This window comes from Novosphingobium sp. YAF33, assembly GCF_052113265.1.
Taxonomy (GTDB): Bacteria; Pseudomonadota; Alphaproteobacteria; order Sphingomonadales; family Sphingomonadaceae; genus Novosphingobium.
Genome location: NZ_JBFRCW010000016.1, coordinates 82934 through 100427, shown reverse-complemented (window position 1 = coordinate 100427; position 17494 = coordinate 82934). Strand labels below are relative to the sequence as shown.

Genomic DNA, 17494 nt, shown 5'->3' with positions numbered 1-17494 from the left:
CACGCCAAGCCGCTGCACCTGACCCGGGGCGCTCGTTTCGAAACATGTTTCGAAATCAATTTCATCACTCACTGGTAACCTCGCCGTTCAATGCGACGAAACTACCAACCTCAGAGCTTCTGAAAATGTGGGGGATTTTGACCGCTTACAGTGAACCATGCGAGCAAATCGACGTCGTTGAGACGTCCGGTGCCGAAGAGTCTGAACTTGATCGGAGCGCGCTGGTCGCCACGATCGGACCTGACGGACAACCAGGCTTTTCTGCCCCAGGCCTCGCTGCGCAGTTGGCGCGTCTCGTTCATCGCACCATTGCCAGATGTGCCTGTCAGGCGACGCATGACATTGTCGTCGCTCGCCAAATGCTAAGGCAAAGGGATTGGCCAGTCTTAAGATAACACACACGCACCTCAAAGCTCAAGTACTGCTCACCTGTCGAAAGCATTTCCGTTACGTATCAATCCGATATTATTATAACCAACAACAGAATGGCTGCTGGATGTTTGCGTGGAAACATTTCCAAAAACAGCTACAGCACCAGTGTTTCCTGTTACGTCTATCGGGTTGTAAGCAGCGTTAAAAGAATTACCCATTATCACCGAAGATAAAGACGAAGATATGAATATTCCTTTATAATTCTCCCCCACCTTCGCCGGTTCGATTAAATTTCCAATTACGGAAATCTTTAGGTTTGGGGTTTCTGTAGCCTTGATCCAGTGATAGGATTGCTTTTTATAAGACCGCCCGTAGGTCCCTGGTCCAGATAAATTGTTGATTGAGATCGCTTTCCAACCCGATCCCTTAACGACTAAGAAATCTCCTTGCGCTTGGGCCAATTGCCCGGAAATATCCACGCCTGCTGTGCAGTCCGCCGCAGGGGCCTCTAGGTTAAAGACTGGCGCATTGTCAAAGCCACCTGCCAGCCACTGATACGCGAAATACGTTCCGGTGAAGCGGACATTCGCAACACATGCTCCAGCCTTTATTTCGAATGCCGTACCTACACCATCCCAAAGAGCATCGAGCGAAGCCTCGTTAAATGTTGCGTTACCCTCAACCAGAAAGCCGTATCTATAACCAAAAACAGAACTTTTATTTAAAATTACACCTTGAACTTCAAATTTGCTTGAGCGCTTAGACCCATCGCCATTTCCCCATATGCGCATGAACGCACCATGGGCGGCCGTCCACTTTGCCAAAAATCTATCCTTAGTGTTAGCCCTGCCTTGAAAAAGGTTAACATCTGCAACAAACCCACTTATTGTCATCGTTTCAAGGTTGCTTGATAAATTGAAGCAATATCTAATACAGTATCCGTATGTACTTGTAATATGTATATTGCCAAAGACGTCATCACTTTCTGATGAACTTAAAAAATCATATGCGTTTACAATGCGAATACCATCTAGATCTACATTGACCATTTGCCTTCCCGTTACTTCCGTAAAAAGCGGGGGATAAGGGATAGGGATTTCAGCATCGCCCTTCTGATTAGGCCAATAAAAATTACAGTTCTTAATACGCACACCTCTTCCCAAGGTGAACGGCTGCACGGTTTTTGATGTTAGTAGAAAAGTGGTGCCTTGAGTACCGTAGGAGCTATCTGATGTGTTGCCATCTGCCGCCCCCCCCGCACAAGTCAGAGACGCTCGATCGAATGCTATTGTCTTCGTTCCAGTAATCGCAATTTGCCCGCCAGGAGCAAGCAACATGCCTTGATTGGCACTTGCCCATTCCAGCGCTTGCGATAGCGCCAAGTCGGCGCTCGCAACACCGTCCATCACAACGCCCCACTGTCGAATGTCTGCCCCGAGAGCCCCAAAACTTGCCAGCCAGCACTTGTTATCGGAAGTTGGAACCTGCGAGCCTTTGTCACCTAGACCGCGGTTGAGGGAGCACGCTCGATCTGAGGCGACATACATCAACGGCGGAGCATCTCCCGCCTTTGCAAATCCATCGCGAATTACGCGCCCCATATGTGACGGGATTGTGGATAGCACCTCAGCGTTGGCCGCGTGAAACAAAGCACCAGAGCCTGCTCCTTTACAATGATTTAGGGGTTCAGACTGCGAGCAAACGTCCTTATTTGCTTGCTTTGTCGCAAGCTCCCCGGAGCGCGCGTTAGCTCTTGGCGATATCAAAAACAAAGATGAAAAAAGAACGAGAAGAAGTTTCACCCTCATGACAGGTAGCTCCTGACCAAATCCATTAGAAGTGCTCCATGTTTAAATGCAAGCGTCTGATGTCAGGTCTATTAACGCGACCTTGAGGATAGGCATTTTCTTACGGGACGTTCGGAAAAATCGTGATCAGCGCGGTCATTTATCTTCGAGCATCCCCATCAGCGGGCATTTCTGATAGTTTCTTTCGCCATGAAATTTTGTGCCCACTTTTACTGATACGCCCAAGAGTGCTGAGATTGCATCTTCAGCCGCTGCGTAGGCGTATTAAACATCGCCAAAACCAGGCTCCCAAAGACAGCATCGGCGGATGCCACCACCCTGCAATCTATCACGTACATCGTGAGTTGAAGTGACAAAGCCACTCAATCCACGCGTAGGACAGAGCAGTTTATCGGGTGCGTCTGCCGGTGCGCTCGGACACATTGGCCAACCATTCTTGCGGATTAACGCTGTTGAGTTTTGCCGTCTCCCGCATCAAATACATGGCAGCAGCGCTGCTATCCACAGCAGCGGCACCTGCGAAAAGCGAATTTTACTGCCGAGGGAGATATTCGTCGAGCATTCTCCGCCGGAGTTTTATCGATATCCAGCCTGCCGTCATCAGTGTACCGTTGGTACAATGTCGTGTGAGTAGCGTATAGCCCGTAACTTTGGGTAAAACCCGAAGACTTACGCCTTCTCAAACGGTCCGTTTCTCCCGAGGTTACGGGCTTACAAGCAAGTCTTTGGCTGAAGCTAGTATCCGACTTAAAATCGGAGGGGGTGCCCCACCACAAGAGGACTCTAAGTGCCTGACTCGGAAGTTTCTCAACCGTAGCAATACCTTGCAGTTCTGCGGGTGAGCATGCGGATGGAGGCGATGGTGGCCCATGCCGTTGACGATGCGATGGTGGCTTCCCAGTCTTTGCGAAGCGGCGGCATCGGCCAAGCCAAGCGAAGGTGCGTTCGACGACCCATCGCCGAGGGAGAACCTGGAAGCCCTTTGCTTTGTCAGAGCGCTTGATGATCTCGATCGTCCAGGTTCCCGATCCAAGGAGGCCTGCACGGAGCTTGTCGCCGGCATAGCCTCCATCCGCAAAGACATGGCGTAGCCACGGCAAACGTTTGCGCACGGACTTGAGGACATCGACGGCACCATCGCGGTCCTGAATATCGGCGGTGTGGACGAGGATGAATATGAGAAAGCCGCAAGTGTCCGTCAGGATGTGGCGCTTGCGGCCCTTGATCTTCTTGCCCGCGTCATACCCGCAAGGGCCGCCGCTTTCGGTGGTTTTCATTGATTGGCTGTCGATCACACCGGCACTCGGCGAGGCGTCGCGCCCTTCGATCTCGCGCAGGTTCATTACCAGCACCGTGTTCATGGCTTCGAGCAGACCGGTGTTGCGCCACGCGTAGAAGTAGCGCTGCACCGTCGAGACCGGTGGAAAGCATTTGGGCAGAAGCCTCCAAGCGCAGCCGCTTGCCGCAATGTAAAGCAAGGCATTCATCACTTCGCGCATGTCCGTCGTGCGACGTCGACCTCCGCGCTTGGCTGGCGGGATAAACGGCGCCGCCAATTCCCACTCCCGCTCCGTCATATCGCTGGAGTAGCGCAATCCTTTCCGGCTATGCTCCTGCCGGGCAATACCAGTCCATGCCATTGATCACACCATCTCTCGCAGGACGGCGTGAATCATAAATGGCTGGTATTGCTCAACAACTTTCGGGGCGGGCTCTAAATCCGCGCAGGCTTGTAACGCGCCGGGCGAGGCTCATCTAGTCCGGATCATCTCCAGCACCGCACCGGCCACCGAGGCCGCCCGCTCCGGTATGCTGCTTTCGGTGTAGCAGCGCAATTCGGGAGCGTTGCCGCTGGGCCGCAGGTGGATGATGTCGCCACCGTCGAAGGTGATGCGCAGGCCGTCAGTGGTGTCGAAGGCGGTGGCTCTGCCCACCAGTTCACCGAACATTGCGGAGGTGCGCTTCAGCACATCTTCGCGGGTGCCGTCCTGAAGCCTGGCCAGCAGAGCTTGGCTCTCGGCGGTGGGATAGTTCTGCAGGCGTTCACTGAACGTGTATCGCGCAGGCAGTTGCGCCTGCAGTGCGCCGAGCGACACACCTTGGCGACGCGCGGTGACAAGCACGGCGAGCATGGGCAGCACGGCGTCGCGGGTTGGCAATGCGCCTAGTGTGGCGCCTTCGGACTGCACGGGCGTGGCAAGCAGAAAACCTCCGTTTGCCTCATAGCCGCAGACGCTCACGAAATCTGGCAGCAGTGCGTTAATCGCCTCGATCACGAAGGGCGAACCGATGCGGGTCCGACGCACTGCGGCAAAGGTGCCAGACAGTTCCACTGCTGAATTGCTGCTGACCGGCGTGGCCACGGCCTCGATCCCGAGCGCACGTGCGCACAGGATGCCTAGCACGTCGCCGCGCATCCATGCGCCGGTTTCGTCGGCCAGCAGCGGGCGATCGCTGTCGCCATCGGTCGAAAGGATCGCATCGAGACCGAGGTTGCGCGCCGAGTCGAATGCAAGCTTCTGATCTTCCGGCCGAACCGCTTCAGTATCGACAGGAATGAACTTTTCGGAACGACCGAGGCGCACGACTTCGGCTCCCAGTTCCCCAACGATAGAGGCGAGCACGTCGCGGCCGACCGCGGAATGTTCGTAGATGCCAAGTTTCAAGCCGCGCAATGCTTCTGCACCGAAGAAATCTACGTAACGCGCAGCATAGGGCACTGCCACGTCTATTACTGGGCCGCATTCCTCGGGCAGGGCGAGCATGCCCTCGGCGTTGAAAAGGTCGGGCAGCGTCACCGTCTGTGCACGCATCGCCAACTCGTCAGGCTTGAGCACCTCGCCGTCCACCCGGTTGAACTTGATACCGTTGCGATCGTCGGGGATGTGGCTTCCCGTCACCATCAGCGACGCCATTCCTTGCGCAAATCCGTAGGCTGCGACGGCGGGGGACGGCGCGAAACCGCAATAGGCAACTTGCCCGCCCATGTACCGGATCGCGGCGGCACACGCGGTCAATATGCGTGGGGTCGATGGACGGAGGTCTCCGGCGATTGCCACCGCGCTGCCCGAAGTGAATTGGCCGATGTCGCCCATGTGTTGCAGGAAACCGCACACATAGGCGAAACAGACTTCGTCTGTCATCGCTGTGACGAGCCCCCGCGCCCCACTAGTGCCAAAGGCGACGCCGGAATCCGCCATGATCGCGGCGATCGAAACGGTGCGCGTCATCGTTATTCCGCCGCTTGCGACATTTCAGCGTCGCGGATGGCTTCCGTTACCTTGCGGACCTTCTGGGAGTCGCCGCGGCGCAGGATCATCACTTCGCCTTGTGAAACGACGACGATCAGGTCGTCCACATCGACCAGAGTGACGCGCGGGCCGTCAGTGTGGATCAGGCAGTTGTTCACGCCGATCGGGAGTGCGTTGCCACGTACGGCGTTGCCGCCAGCATCCTTGACGCTGATAGCGTGCAGCGCATCCCAACTGCCAACGTCCGACCAGCCCATGTCCACCGGCACGCAAGCAACGAGCGGTTCGTGTTCCATGATGGCGTAATCGATGGATTCCGAAGGCGAGGCGGCGAATGCCTGCGGATCGGGGGCGACGTGCTTGTCCACGCGGACTGCGCCCTCGAGCGCGGCGGTGGCGGCCGCGAGCATGGCGGGCTGGTGGCGGCCGAGGGCGGCAAGATAGGCGTCGGAGCGGAACAGGAAGATGCCAGCGTTCCAGGCATGATCGCCCTGCTCCAGCATGACGGCGGCACGCTCGGCGTCCGGTTTCTCGACGAAACGCGCGACTTGGTGCACGCCATCGGCACAGATTTCGCCCATCTGGATGTAACCGTATCCGGTCTCTGGCGCATCAGGCGTAATGCCGAACGTGACCAGCCAGCCTTCGTTCACCAGCGGCAATGCTCGGGCAATTGCGGCGTGGAAGGCGGCGATGTCGGCGATGGTGTGATCACTCGGCATGACCAGCAGGGCGTCGTCAGGCCGGGCTTCGAGGGCCGCGAGTGCGATCGCCGGCGCCGTATTGCGACCAAAGGGTTCGAGGATGACGCGGTAATCGTCTATGCCTGCGGACTCCATCTGCGCCGCAATGATGTCGGCATGCGCCGCATTGGCGACAAGCACCGGGCGACCGATTGCCGCGGCGGCACATCCATCGGTGCGCGTTACGGTCAGCTGCAGCATGGTCTCTTCTGCAGTTAGGGACAAAAGCTGTTTGGGGCGCTCGGGTCTGGAAACAGGCCAAAGCCGAGTACCGGACCCGCCGGAAAGTATGACAGGAACGATCGTGGGGCTGCTGATCATGGGAACTCGCAATTGGATAAAAGGGATGCTTAGCTAAACTTTCTCGTCCATGCAAAGCGGCTTTGACACCATGGAAAAAGTGTATTTGCAAGGGTTTTCGGTTGATTTTTCAACTATAGTTTATGTTTAAAAAATAGATTTACAAAAATTTTAAGTTTAATTCGAAGTTTTCTGTGACTAGAGACGTCTAACGAAGACGGTCCGACAGACGTAAAGATGGGGCTTTGATCGGGCCACTTTGGCCATCTCGAGCATCATATCTATTCAGTCCGTACCGAGCGGATTACTGCCCGGAAACGCTAGTGGGACCTACGGTCAGGAAGGTTATAATACCGCCAATAAGGTCGGGCCAGCCGGCGGTGGCCAAACACGGAGTCGGTCAGACGACATCATGTGCAGTCAAAAGTCAGCCCTTAGGAACGTAGGGTCCTGCTGCAGACTCTCCACATCGAGTGCTAAAATCGCGTGGCCGCCGAAACTACGAATTCGCCACCCCGATAACCGATGCACCACAAGAGGTCACCACTGCTTTGGTGCACGTCAGGTTACGAAACAGCGTCTACCATTGGGCCCGCGTTGCCGTTCAACACGATCTACGCAGCAAAGCGAAATACGCTGCACTTCGTGCGCGCGGCCACGGCCACGGCCGGGCGCTGCGTTCAGTTGCCGATCGCCTTATCGCTGTTGCATGCACGATGCTGGAAAACCAAACTACTTTTGACCCGCTGCACACGGCCTGAGCCCGGCACCCAAAATCAACGGACTCCGCTACGGAGTATGCTCCGTAGCGTCGCTATTCTGCGCGCCTATCAGACAAACTGCCCTACGTTCGGCTCATCCCTTGCCAAACGGTGGGGAGTCCCCCCCGGATTTTAACTGTGAAAGAAGTGTTGTTCAGTCTTCAAGCGAAAAGTCGTCGACCGAGTAGGCGGCTGGATCGCGTATCCATTCCGTGATGGTGCTTTCCCGCCATCCGCAGCGGCGCTCGGAAATACGGACCTGTCCTGGAAAGGTGCCGGCCTCAATCTTGCGGTAGAGTGTCGCACGCGAGAGACTGGTGCGACTAACCACTTCGTTGATGCGCAGAAAGCGATCACGGGGCATGATGTTCATGTTGGATGTCCTTTCCAGTTTCCATTAAAATGAGACCGACGATAGGTTTATGAGGCCCAGCTATGCGCCATCCGTTCCTTTCCTTCGCTGCTTGAAACCGCGATCACTCTCCAGAAACGCCGACAGGATCGCAGGAACCAGATCGGCAACAGCAACTTCACGCCCGTAGGCGGCCGCGTAAGCCAGAGCGTACTCCTGAAGGTCCTGATGAAGATCCGGCGTGACGGAAACCGAAAGCTTCATCGGCGTCCTGTCCGGGAGCTGCGGAAGTTTGATCGAATTCATGGCCGCGCCTCCCATTCCTTCCAGGGTGCGAGCAACAGATCCTGCCGGACAATGAGACGTACAGGTGCGCCCGGACGAATCGTGATCGTCGGCCGGATGTCGAGGTTTCGCTGCGTGATCTGATCCCCTGCCCGGGACGTGCTGGTTTGCGCCGACTCCCGGATCGCCTGAACGAGATCACTTTCGCCGCTGATCGAGAGTTCGCTGCCCACCCCTAACAAGGTCGCGATCGCGACACCTTTCAGCTGTTGGCCGGAATGATAATCAACCTTGTCCACCAGTCCGGCCTGCCCGGACGGCCCGGTTGCGGGCATGTTATCCAGCCGAAGCGATCGCCCATCCGGCATGACGAGACGCTGCCACACGACCAAGGCCCGGCTTTGCCCATAGGCAACTACACTGTCGTAGTTTCCGATCAGCCGCGCTCCTTGCGGAATAAGCAGGACTTCACCTGTGGCGCTGTCGAACACCTGCTGCGTCACTTGCGCCACGACCATTCCCGGGACATCGGAATTTATCCCTGTGATCAAGCTGCCCGCGACGACGCTCCCGGCCATGAGCATGTTTGCCGAGGGCGCCGGCGAGAGAGCGTGCGGGTTGATATTCCCCAGCGTATCGAGACGCTCGGCAAACTGCGTTTTTCGGTCCTGTCCACCGCCTTCCGCGCTCTCGCTGTCCGATATCCCCGAAAGGGCCGCTTCGGTATTATTCGCTGGCGGGGCCGTTATCCCGACAGGGGCTTTTCCGCTCTGAACCATGAGCGCCGACTGAAAGGCAGTTCGAATCTCGCCCTCACGACGTTCTCGATCGACATCCCGAATGGGCGCCCCCTCGCTCGGCAAGATCGGGGGCGACAGGTTGCCCCTCTCTTGGGCTCGCAGGATCGGCCGCCCCAGATCGCCGGGCAGCGGCGGCCCGAGCTTCGGCACCTTTCCATAGCTCGTCGGAAGCGCTGCTATGGTCTCATTCGGCTTCCGGTTCGACTGAGACAGGTCGGTCGTCTCGAGGCCGCCCCGCCTGAAGGTTCCACCTAACGCAACCCAGACAATGCCGCCGACCACCAGCGCAGCGGCCGTAGATCCTGCAATGACGATGTCCTTGCGAAACCGGATCGCTCTGGGCACTCGGCCCCGGATTATGAGAGTTTCCGGATCGACCTTGGCGCCTCGGGGCGGAGCTGTATCCGCGGAGTTTCCACGGGATGCGTTAGCGCCGCGCCTCTCCGGTCCTTCACCGGTCAGGTCCTGAACGGTACGACCGGCGCCCTGACGATCGGACGGCTGCCGCCCCGCTGCCTTCGGTGCGGGGATTTCCGGCCCGCTCATGGGCGCACCCTTTTCGCCGGACCGCGTGTGATGCGAACCACCTGCTGCTTTCTGGTCCCAAGCCGCAATTCGGCCACACTGAAAACGCGATCGACCACATAGAAGCGATCCCGCATGCGGTAATTCACGAGCTCTGCAGCTCCCCCCTCCCCGATCAGGAACAGCGGCGGAGCCTCGTCGACGCCGATAGATGTCGGAAACTCGATGAAGGTCTGCCTGCCGTCATCGAACGCCCGTACAGGCCGCCAGGACGGCTGATCGCCAGTGATCCGGTAACCAAAATAGAGTCGTTCGATACCGAGCCCCGCCGCAACCGGCTCGGCTGCTTTCGCCGCGGCCCCCGACCTTTTGAGAGCGATCATCTCGTCGAGCGGATAATTCCAGGAGAGCGCCGCCATTCCGCCGCTAGCCGCGCTGGCCACGCTGACATGATAGACCCGCTTGTCGGTAGTAATGACGATGTTGGTGGCAAGACCTGCACTGAACGGTTTGACCAGGACATGGGTGCGCCGGTCCTCGCCGCTACCGCTGGTCGTGTCGCCGATGACCCAGCGCGCCGTATCGCCTGCCGCGACGGAAACCAGCGCTTCACCGGCCTGCAGCGCAATGTCGGTGATCATTCCCGGCTGGGTGTAGACCCGGTAGACTGCGCCGTCCGACCACAGGAACACCTGCCTCGCATTGATGTATGAACCGGTAGCAGGCTCCACCCAGCCGCGCCGCTCCGTGGCTACCTGCCTCGGCAGGCTCACGGCTAAGGCGCAGACAGGGTGCATCGCTGCAACGAGAGCCGCAGCGGCGGTGATGCGTGACCTCATGGCAATACCTCCTCGGTTTCGTGGGAAGAAGCACCTTCACCGATCTCAGGTGTCGGCAGTTTGGCCGGGCCCGGCTCGGGGCCGACGGAAGCGCCCTGCCCCGCGGGCTCCAGTTCCTGGCTCCAGTCGATCGCATCGACGTAAATCCCGAGCGGGTTGCGCCGCAGGGTTTCGGCATCGCGGGGCGGACGCTCGACAAGCGTCAGTATCGCCGTCCATCGGCTTGTCCCGATGGCGTTGCCGCGTTCGAACGCGCGTTCGGTCCACTTGACCTGAAAGCTGGCTTCAGACGCCCTTACTACACTGGTGACCTGCACGGACACGGTGCGCTCGCCGATCCGGGTCAGTGCGCCGGAAGCCCGAGCATACTCACTGAGCGCACGCCCCCCGCGTTCCGTCGAGAAATCGTAAGCCTCGAGCCAGTCTGCGCGCATGACGACGGGATCGAGCGAGACGCCGCGAACATGGGCAATGTACTTTGAAAGGGCCCACGCAATCTGCGGGTCGGTCGGCTTGTAGCCACGTTCCGCCTCACTGACTGAGCGTGCCGCGCCGAGGCGATCGACTTCGACCACGTAGGGCACGACGCGGCTCTGCGCGGAGAGCCAGACGAACCCCGACGTGACCGCGCATGTCAGGCCGAGACATCCGAACGCCATGATCCGCCATGCCCGGGCCTGGACCCGCGCGGATCCGATCCGCTCGTCCCATAGCTGCCCGGCACGCTGAAACGGGGTCTCCGGTTCGGGGGTGCGTCCATAGAGCGGGACACTGCGTTTGAAGCGCATGGTCAATCGTTCCTTTCGCTTATGTCAGGAGTGGTGGACCCACCGCCGCGATCACCCTGCTGGACGACGTGAACGGCAAGCTGCCTGCGGTGGCGTGCCTTCTCCTCGCTGCGCAGCGACTTCGCCCACGCAGGTTCCGTCTCTCCGCCGCCGGAAGCCGGCGACGGAGAGTTCGTGTCCGGTGTGTTCGGCGGGGCGGTATCAGCGTGGGACGCGGACGCGGGGGCCGCCGCCTGGCCGGGCGCACTCGCACGAGGCGCTGCGGAACCTGCCGGCGAATTCTCCCCATGGCCCGAAGCAGGTCCGCCCTGCGAGCCGGCATTTGTCGCGGCGCTGGAAACGCCGGATGAAGCTGCTGCTCCCATCGAGGTACCGGCCCGAATGCCGCCAAGTGCGGCGCCCCCAATCCGCACACCGGCAACGGCGCCTCCGCCGACCATCATCACCGTGCCGCCTGCCGCCATGGCGGTACCGGCCACCGCGCCTGCGCCGAGCTGCGGGGCGCCGGAGGCGAGGCCGCTGGCCACCGAAGGCGCGAAAATACCTAGCCCGAGGAGCGACAGGCTCGCGAGCACGAGACTCATGGCCTGGCCGATATCCGGCTCCTGCCCCTTCAGCGCCTGTGTCAGATCTTCGAAAAACGTGGAGCCGATGCCGACGATCATCGCCAGCACCATGACCTTGATGCCCGAACCGACAACGTGGCCGAGTATGCGCTCCGCCAGGAAACTGGTCCGGTTCCACAGCGCGAAAGGCACCAGGATGAAGCCCGCGAGGCTCACCAGCTTGAACTCGAGGATACAGACAAACATCTGCACAGCGAGGACGAAGAACGCGAGGATCACGATCAGCCAGGCGAGAAGCAGGATCGCGATTGTCAGGAAATTGTTGAAGAAGCTGGTGAAGCCCAGCATCTTGGAAGCTTGCAGGAGCAGCGGCCAGGACGCCGAAAAGCCGATACCGGCAAGCCTGCCGGGCTTCATCAGATCGTCCTGTCCGAGCGCTCCGCCGCCTGCCGTCAATCCCGCCTGGGAAAAGGAGCGGAAGAGGATGTCGGCAAGATCGGAGAAGTTGCCGATAATGAAGGCAAAGGCGCCCACGAACAGGATTTTGCGCACGAACCTGGCGAGAACATTGTCCTCTCCCAAAGTCCAGAACAGCGCGGCCAGGGTCACATCGATCGCGATCAACGTGCCGGTCAGGAAGCGTACATCGCCCCCGAGCAGCCCGAACCCGCTTTCTATGTAGCGGATGAACGTCGCCAGAAAGGCGTCGATGATGTTGAGATTAGCCATGCTTGCTGGCCTTCCTGCCGCAATGAAGAGGGGTGTCGCGGGGCGCGCCGCCGGAGGACGATAGGCACGCGCCCCGCGACGCGGCGGCGGGAGAGGCGGTCCGCCGCCGCTGGCTGGATCGAGCCGACCGGCTCGAAGCCGCTAGCTCGGCGTGTAGGCGCTGCCGGACCCAAGGAACTTCGTCGTCGCCGCCTGGGCCTCGGCCGCTTCCTGCGCCCGGTTGCTCTCGCGCACCGCGTCGGCGCGGTACTGCGCGGCCATCATCTGCTGGATCTGGAATTGCTGCTTGGCCGTAAGGGCGAGCAGCTGGTTGGCCGCCTGCTGGACCTGCAGGGCGCCTTCCGCACCCTGGCTGCGCTCGACGAGCATATTGAGCGTCGCGGCATCGGCGGCAACGTTTTCGGCGATCTGCGCCTGGAGCGTGACGGTCTTGCGGTAGGCCGCGACCTGCGCATCCATCCGTGCGCGTGACGCGGCGACCCTGCCGTCGAGCCTCAGCGATTGGCGATAGGCATCGGGATAGAGCTGCGTGAACTGCTGGTCCGCGGATATCACCTTGAACTCGATACCCTGCGCCTGCCCCATCAGCGCATCGATCTTGCGCAGGGTATCGGTGAGCGCCTGAAGCTCCGGAAAGCGTACGCTCGAGAGGTTCCGCGCCTGGTTAACGAGACTCTGGGCCTGATTCTGAAGTGACTGGATCTGATTGTTGACCTGCTGCAGCGCGCGGGCTGCCGTCAGGACGTTCTGTGCATGGTTGGTCGGGTCGTAGACAACCAGCGCATGCGCAGGGGCCTGATGCACTCCGATACCCGCGCCGACCGCCGAGACTGCGAGGAAAGCCTGAGCAATTGCGCAGCGGTGGCGGCGGAAAACGGACACCTTCAACATAGCGGTTCTCCTGGAGTTGGAACTTCGTCGTTAGATGAGAAGGGAATCTGCCTTTCCCGTCCTAATCCTGCGGCCTGGGAAACAGGCCGATCAGGTCGGCCGCCCACGCCGCTCTGGTCCCGGCAAGAAAACAGGAGAGAAAGGCGCTGGAACCGCTCTCGGCGAGCAGCGCATTGATCCGGGCCTGGACGGCAGGATCGGATGCGCCGCACAAGGTGAGCGCCAGCGGGCCGAGACCAAGCTCGAAGAGCCGGTTTCCCCGAGCCGATTGCAGGTAATAGTCCCGCTTCGGCGCGGCGCGGCTGATAAGCTCGATCTGCCGCGCATTGAGGCCGAAGCGCTCATAGATCTCGCGAGTCTGCGGTTCTTCCGCGCGGTCGTTGGGAAGAAGTATGCGCTGCGGGCAGCTTTCGAGAATTGCAGGCGCAATCGGCGAGCCCGCGATATCGGCAAGGCTCTGCGTCGCGAACAGGACCGAGACATTGCGCTTGCGCAGCACTTTCAGCCATTCGCGGATACGGGCGGCAAACAGCGGATGGTCGAGGAAGATCCAGGCCTCATCGAGCACGAGCAGTGTCGGCCTGCCGTCGAAGCGCTTTTCGAGGAGATGGAATAGATAGGTGAGGACCGGCGCAACCACACTGGCATGCCTCATCAGAGCCTCGGTCTCGAAGCACTGGACATCCGCAAAGCACAGCGTGTCCTCGGCCGCGTCCAGCATCCGGCCGTAAGGCCCTTCAACCGTGTACGGCGACAGCGCAGTACGCAGGGCATTGGATTGCAGCAGCAAAGTCAGCCCGGTGATGGTCCGCTCGGCGGCGGGCGCCGTTGAAAGGCTCGTCAGGGCCGACCAGACCTGGTCCTTCACCTCCGGTGTGACGGTCATGTTTTCCTGCGCCAGCACCGCGGCGATCCACTCTGCGGCCCAGGCGCGCTCCGCCGAATCGTCGATTTCGCGCAGCGGCTGAAACGCGAGTGCGGATGCGCCGTCCGTGCCGAGGCCGAGCGCATGATGGACACCGCCGCAGCCGAGCACCGCGGCCCGCGCAGAGAGGCCTTTGTCGAAAACGAAAATCTGCGCGTTCGCATAGCGCCGGAACTGCAGGATCATCAAAGCCAGGAGCACGGATTTGCCCGCGCCGGTCGGACCGGCCACGAACATATGCCCGACATCACCGACATGGGTCGAAAGGCGGAACGGCGTCGATCCGGATGTTCTGGCATGCAGCAGCGGCGCACCGCCAAGGTGATCGTTGGACGCAGGGCCTGCCCATATCGCGGAAAGCGGCATGAGGTGCGCCAGGTTGAGCGTATGCACCAGCGGCTGGCGCACATTCGCGTAGACATGCCCGGGCAGCGAGGAGAGCCAGGCCTCGACGGCATTCACCCGTTCGCGGATCGTCGTGAAACCGAGGCCGCCGAGAATGCGCTCCACCTGTCGCATGCGGCCTTCGACCACGTCCCGGCTTGGATCGCTGACCGTGATTGTCGTGGTGAGGTAGCCGAACGATACATGATCGCCCCCCAGGGCCTGAAGCGCGAGGTCGGCATCCGCGACCTTGTTGTCGGCATCGCTGTCGAGAAGCTGGGAAGGGCTGTTGTAGAGCACTTCGCGCAGCATGGCCGTCAGGGACTTGCGCTTGTTGAACCACTGGCGCCGCAGCGAGGTAAGCTCCTTCACCGCTTCGGCCTTGTCCATGGCAATGAACCGAGTGACCCAGCGATAAGGAAAATCCTGGCTGTTGAGCGCGTCGAGCATTCCGGGATGGCTCATGTTCGGGAAACCCAGGACCGAGATCGTGCGCAGGTGCCGGTCCCCGAGTTGCGGCTCGAGTCCCCCGGTCAGCGGCGTGTCGACGATGAGACCGTCGAGGTACATCGGCGTGTCGGGCACCCGGACCGGATGGCGGGAATCGGAGATGCTCGCATGCAGATAAGTCAGTAGCTCGTCGCTGGTGAGGCCCCGGACTTCCGGCATGAAACCGCTCATGAGATCGAGCGCGCGATCGGTCTCGGTCACAAAGCCGTCCAGCGCTTCTCGCCAGTCGCGCCCTTTCGCATCGTGCGCGCGCTCGACGAGACGGCGTCCTGCAGCGTCCTGGCTGTCGGCGGGCGGCAACCAGGTGAGGGTCAGGTAGAAGGCACTTTCGAAATGCATTCCTTCGGCCAGGAAAGCTTCGCGCCGCTCGCGCTCAACAAGCCAGCTGGCGGGATCGGGAAAAGCATCGTCCGGATAGGCCGTCGCCTCGCGGCGCTCCGCTTCAAAGAACAGCGCCCAGCCCGAGCCGAACCGCCGCAATACATTATTGGCCCGCGCCGCGATCGAGATCAGGCCGCCGGACGTCGAGGATTCGAGATCCGGCCCCCGGAAGGAAAGTACCCGGAGGAAAGAGCCGTCCTTGTTCAACATCACGCCGGGGGCGACCAGCGCCGCCCAAGGAAGGTGATCGGCAAGGCATGCAGGCTTCCTGTGATACTCGGCAAGATTCAGCATCCGTAGTATCCCTTCTGGCGGAGGTGGCGGAGAAGGACCGGCGCGAAATCGGGATCGCGCCGCGCGGCCAGAACGGCGAGGCTGTGCCCCGCCGCCCAAATAACGAGACCGGCCAGCCACTGCTGAAGTCCAAGACCCACAGCCACCGCAAGCGTACCATTGACGATAGCAATGCCGCGCGGCGCGCCGCCGAGCAGGATCGGGGCACTGAGGCTCGCGTGAATCGGCACCTCGAAACCATCGATGTGCTGGCCGGCCCCGCTCATGCGACCAGTGCTCCGCCGCCGAAGCTGAAGAAGGAGAGGAAGAAACTCGACGCGGCGAACGCGATCGAAAGACCGAACACGATCTGGATGAGCCGGCGGAATCCGCCCGCCGTTTCGCCGAACGCCAGGGTAAGCCCGGTCGAGATGATGATGATGACGGCGACGATCTTGGCGACCGGCCCCTGCACCGATTCAAGCACCTGTTCCAGCGGTTGCTCCCAGGGCATGCCCGAACCGGAAGCCGAAGCACGCGACGCAAGGGAAAGAGCTGCGGCGGTCCCCAATAGCGAAATCAATGTCGCAGGCGCGCGGAGCTGGCGAAAAGACAGTGACTTCATGGCGTCATTCTCCTTCTGGGGTTTTGGGGGTCAGCAGTTCCGTGAGCCGGTATTCGCCGCTTGTGCCGTCCAGCCCATCGAGCTGCGCGACAGCCGTCACCCGGCGCGCGAGGCCGCGCCCGGAGATGAACACGACGAGATCGATGGCCTCGGCGATGAGCCGGCGAGGCACGGTGACCACTGCTTCCTGGACGAGGCTTTCAATGCGATGGAGCGCCGCAGCAGCACCGTTTGCATGAACCGTTGCGATGCCGCCCGGATGCCCGGTGTTCCAGGCCTTCAGCATGTCGAGGGCCTCGGGTCCGCGCACTTCGCCGACGATGATGCGGTCGGGTCGCAGCCGCAGCGTCGATCGGACAAGGTCGCCAATGGTGACGTGCCCCGCCCTTGTGCGCAGGGCGACGGTATCGGCCGCCGGGCACTGGAGTTCGCGGGTATCTTCAATGATGACCACGCGCTCATCGATCTCGGCCAATTCATTGAGCAGGGCGTTGGCAAATGTGGTCTTGCCCGACGATGTGCCCCCGACGACCAGGATATTGGCGCGGTGGAGCACGGCTTGTCGGAGGATTTCCGCGACTTCCCGGCTCATGATCGCGTCGGCCACGTAATCGCCGAGCGAATGTATCCGAGCCGCCGGCTTTCGGATTGCAAAGCAGGGGGCCGTTGCCACGGGAGGGAGAATACCCTCGAAACGCTCGCCGGCCCCTTCGCCATGCGCTGGAAGCTCCGCCGAAACGATAGGCCGATCGACATTCACTTCGCCACGTACATGACTGGCGACGAGGCGAATGATCCGCTCGACCTGATCCGGCGCAATCCGCACCTCCGTATTCACTCTGCCTTCGCCCAGCAGATCGATGCGGAGCACGCCGTCCGGATTGACCATGATTTCGATGACGCGCGGATCGCCGAGCGCCGCTTCGATCGCGGGTCCCATGGCAGTGCGCAGCATGGCACGCTTGCGCAGGTTGGTTTCCGCGCCGGTCAACGAGCCTCTCCGCCCTCGAGCGTGCGCTTGCCCTTGCCGACCTGCCGTGCAACCTGATTGAGAAACGCTTCAAACCGCAGCGCTCCCGCCGCTCGGCCTGCCTGATCGCTTTCCGCGAGCGGGGGATGGATCGCGAGCTCGTAGCGGATGAACAGGGCCAGCGTTTCCAGTTCGATGTGGCTGTCGCGAACCAGCCGGTCGAGGCTGTTTGCGAGACGATCGAGCCGGCGCGCGAAACGTTCGTCGAGTTCGGACACCCCCTTGCGGTCCAGCCAATAGGCAAGCGCCTGCGCCAGGATATCGGACTTGGCCACGCCGCCCTTGCGCGCAAGCTCGACCAACCTGTCGCTCGTGGCCTTCGGCAGAAGGAATTGGTGACGGATCTTCGGCGCCAT

At 60.6% G+C, this 17494-nt stretch carries 17 protein-coding genes; all 17 read right to left on the bottom strand.

What is annotated here, in order from left to right; all coding sequences use genetic code 11:
* Positions 1-110 precede the first annotated feature (110 nt).
* Positions 111-302, bottom strand: a complete 192-nt coding sequence (locus AB4Z00_RS23495) for a hypothetical protein (protein WP_442047441.1) — start codon at positions 300-302, stop codon at positions 111-113.
* A 123-nt stretch (positions 303-425) separates the two neighbouring features.
* Positions 426-2180 carry a hypothetical protein gene (locus tag AB4Z00_RS23490; protein ID WP_442047440.1) on the bottom strand — a complete coding sequence of 585 codons (1755 nt, stop codon included), beginning with the start codon at positions 2178-2180 and terminating at the stop codon, positions 426-428.
* Positions 2181-2987: 807 nt separating this feature from the next.
* Positions 2988-3820, bottom strand: a protein-coding gene (locus AB4Z00_RS23485; RefSeq protein WP_442047439.1) for an IS5 family transposase whose coding sequence is annotated in 2 segments (ribosomal slippage) — positions 2988-3088 and positions 3088-3820 — 834 coding nt in all. Because the reading frame shifts where the segments join, the coding sequence is not laid out codon by codon here.
* Between the two features lie 111 nt (positions 3821-3931).
* Positions 3932-5410, bottom strand: a complete 1479-nt coding sequence (locus AB4Z00_RS23480; protein ID WP_442047438.1) for a phosphomannomutase — start codon at positions 5408-5410, stop codon at positions 3932-3934.
* Between the two features lie 2 nt (positions 5411-5412).
* Positions 5413-6495 (bottom strand): mannose-1-phosphate guanylyltransferase/mannose-6-phosphate isomerase, encoded by a 1083-nt coding sequence (locus AB4Z00_RS23475; RefSeq protein WP_442047437.1) that lies wholly within the window; start codon positions 6493-6495, stop codon positions 5413-5415.
* 894 nt (positions 6496-7389) lie between these two features.
* Complete coding sequence (locus tag AB4Z00_RS23470; RefSeq protein ID WP_133084893.1) at positions 7390-7608, bottom strand: helix-turn-helix transcriptional regulator; 219 nt, start codon at positions 7606-7608, stop codon at positions 7390-7392.
* A 60-nt stretch (positions 7609-7668) separates the two neighbouring features.
* Positions 7669-7893, bottom strand: coding sequence for a DUF2274 domain-containing protein (locus tag AB4Z00_RS23465; RefSeq protein WP_442047436.1), 225 nt, complete (start codon positions 7891-7893; stop codon positions 7669-7671).
* Positions 7890-9218 carry a TrbI/VirB10 family protein gene (locus AB4Z00_RS23460; protein ID WP_442047435.1) on the bottom strand — a complete coding sequence of 443 codons (1329 nt, stop codon included), beginning with the start codon at positions 9216-9218 and terminating at the stop codon, positions 7890-7892. The genes AB4Z00_RS23465 and AB4Z00_RS23460 overlap by 4 nt, the downstream gene beginning before the upstream one ends.
* A complete protein-coding gene (gene trbG / locus AB4Z00_RS23455; RefSeq protein WP_442047434.1) occupies positions 9215-10036 on the bottom strand; it encodes a P-type conjugative transfer protein TrbG in 822 nt (273 codons plus the stop codon). The genes AB4Z00_RS23460 and trbG overlap by 4 nt, the downstream gene beginning before the upstream one ends.
* On the bottom strand, positions 10033-10824 hold the full coding sequence (gene trbF / locus AB4Z00_RS23450; protein WP_442047433.1) for a conjugal transfer protein TrbF: 792 nt from the start codon (positions 10822-10824) through the stop codon (positions 10033-10035). The genes trbG and trbF overlap by 4 nt, the downstream gene beginning before the upstream one ends.
* A 2-nt stretch (positions 10825-10826) precedes the next feature.
* Positions 10827-12119 carry a P-type conjugative transfer protein TrbL gene (gene trbL, locus AB4Z00_RS23445; RefSeq protein WP_442047432.1) on the bottom strand — a complete coding sequence of 431 codons (1293 nt, stop codon included), beginning with the start codon at positions 12117-12119 and terminating at the stop codon, positions 10827-10829.
* 141 nt (positions 12120-12260) lie between these two features.
* Entirely contained in the window at positions 12261-13010 is a 750-nt protein-coding gene (gene trbJ / locus AB4Z00_RS23440) for a P-type conjugative transfer protein TrbJ (RefSeq protein ID WP_442047431.1), read from the bottom strand.
* Between the two features lie 61 nt (positions 13011-13071).
* Entirely contained in the window at positions 13072-15504 is a 2433-nt protein-coding gene (gene trbE / locus AB4Z00_RS23435; protein ID WP_442047430.1) for a conjugal transfer protein TrbE, read from the bottom strand.
* Positions 15498-15770, bottom strand: a complete 273-nt coding sequence (locus AB4Z00_RS23430; protein ID WP_147222279.1) for a VirB3 family type IV secretion system protein — start codon at positions 15768-15770, stop codon at positions 15498-15500. Before AB4Z00_RS23430 ends, trbE begins: the two co-directional genes overlap by 7 nt.
* The gene (locus AB4Z00_RS23425; protein WP_442047429.1) at positions 15767-16108 is read right to left on the bottom strand and encodes a TrbC/VirB2 family protein; all 342 of its coding nucleotides are present in this window, start codon (positions 16106-16108) and stop codon (positions 15767-15769) included. Before AB4Z00_RS23425 ends, AB4Z00_RS23430 begins: the two co-directional genes overlap by 4 nt.
* Positions 16109-16112: 4 nt before the next feature.
* Positions 16113-17099 carry a P-type conjugative transfer ATPase TrbB gene (gene trbB / locus AB4Z00_RS23420; protein ID WP_442047428.1) on the bottom strand — a complete coding sequence of 329 codons (987 nt, stop codon included), beginning with the start codon at positions 17097-17099 and terminating at the stop codon, positions 16113-16115.
* Entirely contained in the window at positions 17096-17494 is a 399-nt protein-coding gene (locus tag AB4Z00_RS23415; protein ID WP_442047427.1) for a CopG family transcriptional regulator, read from the bottom strand. Before AB4Z00_RS23415 ends, trbB begins: the two co-directional genes overlap by 4 nt.

Coding starts and splice junctions, on each gene's coding strand:
- AB4Z00_RS23495 (WP_442047441.1), bottom strand. CDS start 302: ATGAACGAGACGCGCCAACTGCGCAGCGAGGCCTGGGGCAGAAAAGCC.
- AB4Z00_RS23490 (WP_442047440.1), bottom strand. CDS start 2,180: ATGAGGGTGAAACTTCTTCTCGTTCTTTTTTCATCTTTGTTTTTGATA.
- AB4Z00_RS23480 (WP_442047438.1), bottom strand. CDS start 5,410: ATGACGCGCACCGTTTCGATCGCCGCGATCATGGCGGATTCCGGCGTC.
- AB4Z00_RS23475 (WP_442047437.1), bottom strand. CDS start 6,495: ATGATCAGCAGCCCCACGATCGTTCCTGTCATACTTTCCGGCGGGTCC.
- AB4Z00_RS23470 (WP_133084893.1), bottom strand. CDS start 7,608: ATGAACATCATGCCCCGTGATCGCTTTCTGCGCATCAACGAAGTGGTT.
- AB4Z00_RS23465 (WP_442047436.1), bottom strand. CDS start 7,893: ATGAATTCGATCAAACTTCCGCAGCTCCCGGACAGGACGCCGATGAAG.
- AB4Z00_RS23460 (WP_442047435.1), bottom strand. CDS start 9,218: ATGAGCGGGCCGGAAATCCCCGCACCGAAGGCAGCGGGGCGGCAGCCG.
- trbG (WP_442047434.1), bottom strand. CDS start 10,036: ATGAGGTCACGCATCACCGCCGCTGCGGCTCTCGTTGCAGCGATGCAC.
- trbF (WP_442047433.1), bottom strand. CDS start 10,824: ATGCGCTTCAAACGCAGTGTCCCGCTCTATGGACGCACCCCCGAACCG.
- trbL (WP_442047432.1), bottom strand. CDS start 12,119: ATGGCTAATCTCAACATCATCGACGCCTTTCTGGCGACGTTCATCCGC.
- trbJ (WP_442047431.1), bottom strand. CDS start 13,010: ATGTTGAAGGTGTCCGTTTTCCGCCGCCACCGCTGCGCAATTGCTCAG.
- trbE (WP_442047430.1), bottom strand. CDS start 15,504: ATGCTGAATCTTGCCGAGTATCACAGGAAGCCTGCATGCCTTGCCGAT.
- AB4Z00_RS23430 (WP_147222279.1), bottom strand. CDS start 15,770: ATGAGCGGGGCCGGCCAGCACATCGATGGTTTCGAGGTGCCGATTCAC.
- AB4Z00_RS23425 (WP_442047429.1), bottom strand. CDS start 16,108: ATGAAGTCACTGTCTTTTCGCCAGCTCCGCGCGCCTGCGACATTGATT.
- AB4Z00_RS23415 (WP_442047427.1), bottom strand. CDS start 17,494: ATGGCGCCGAAGATCCGTCACCAATTCCTTCTGCCGAAGGCCACGAGC.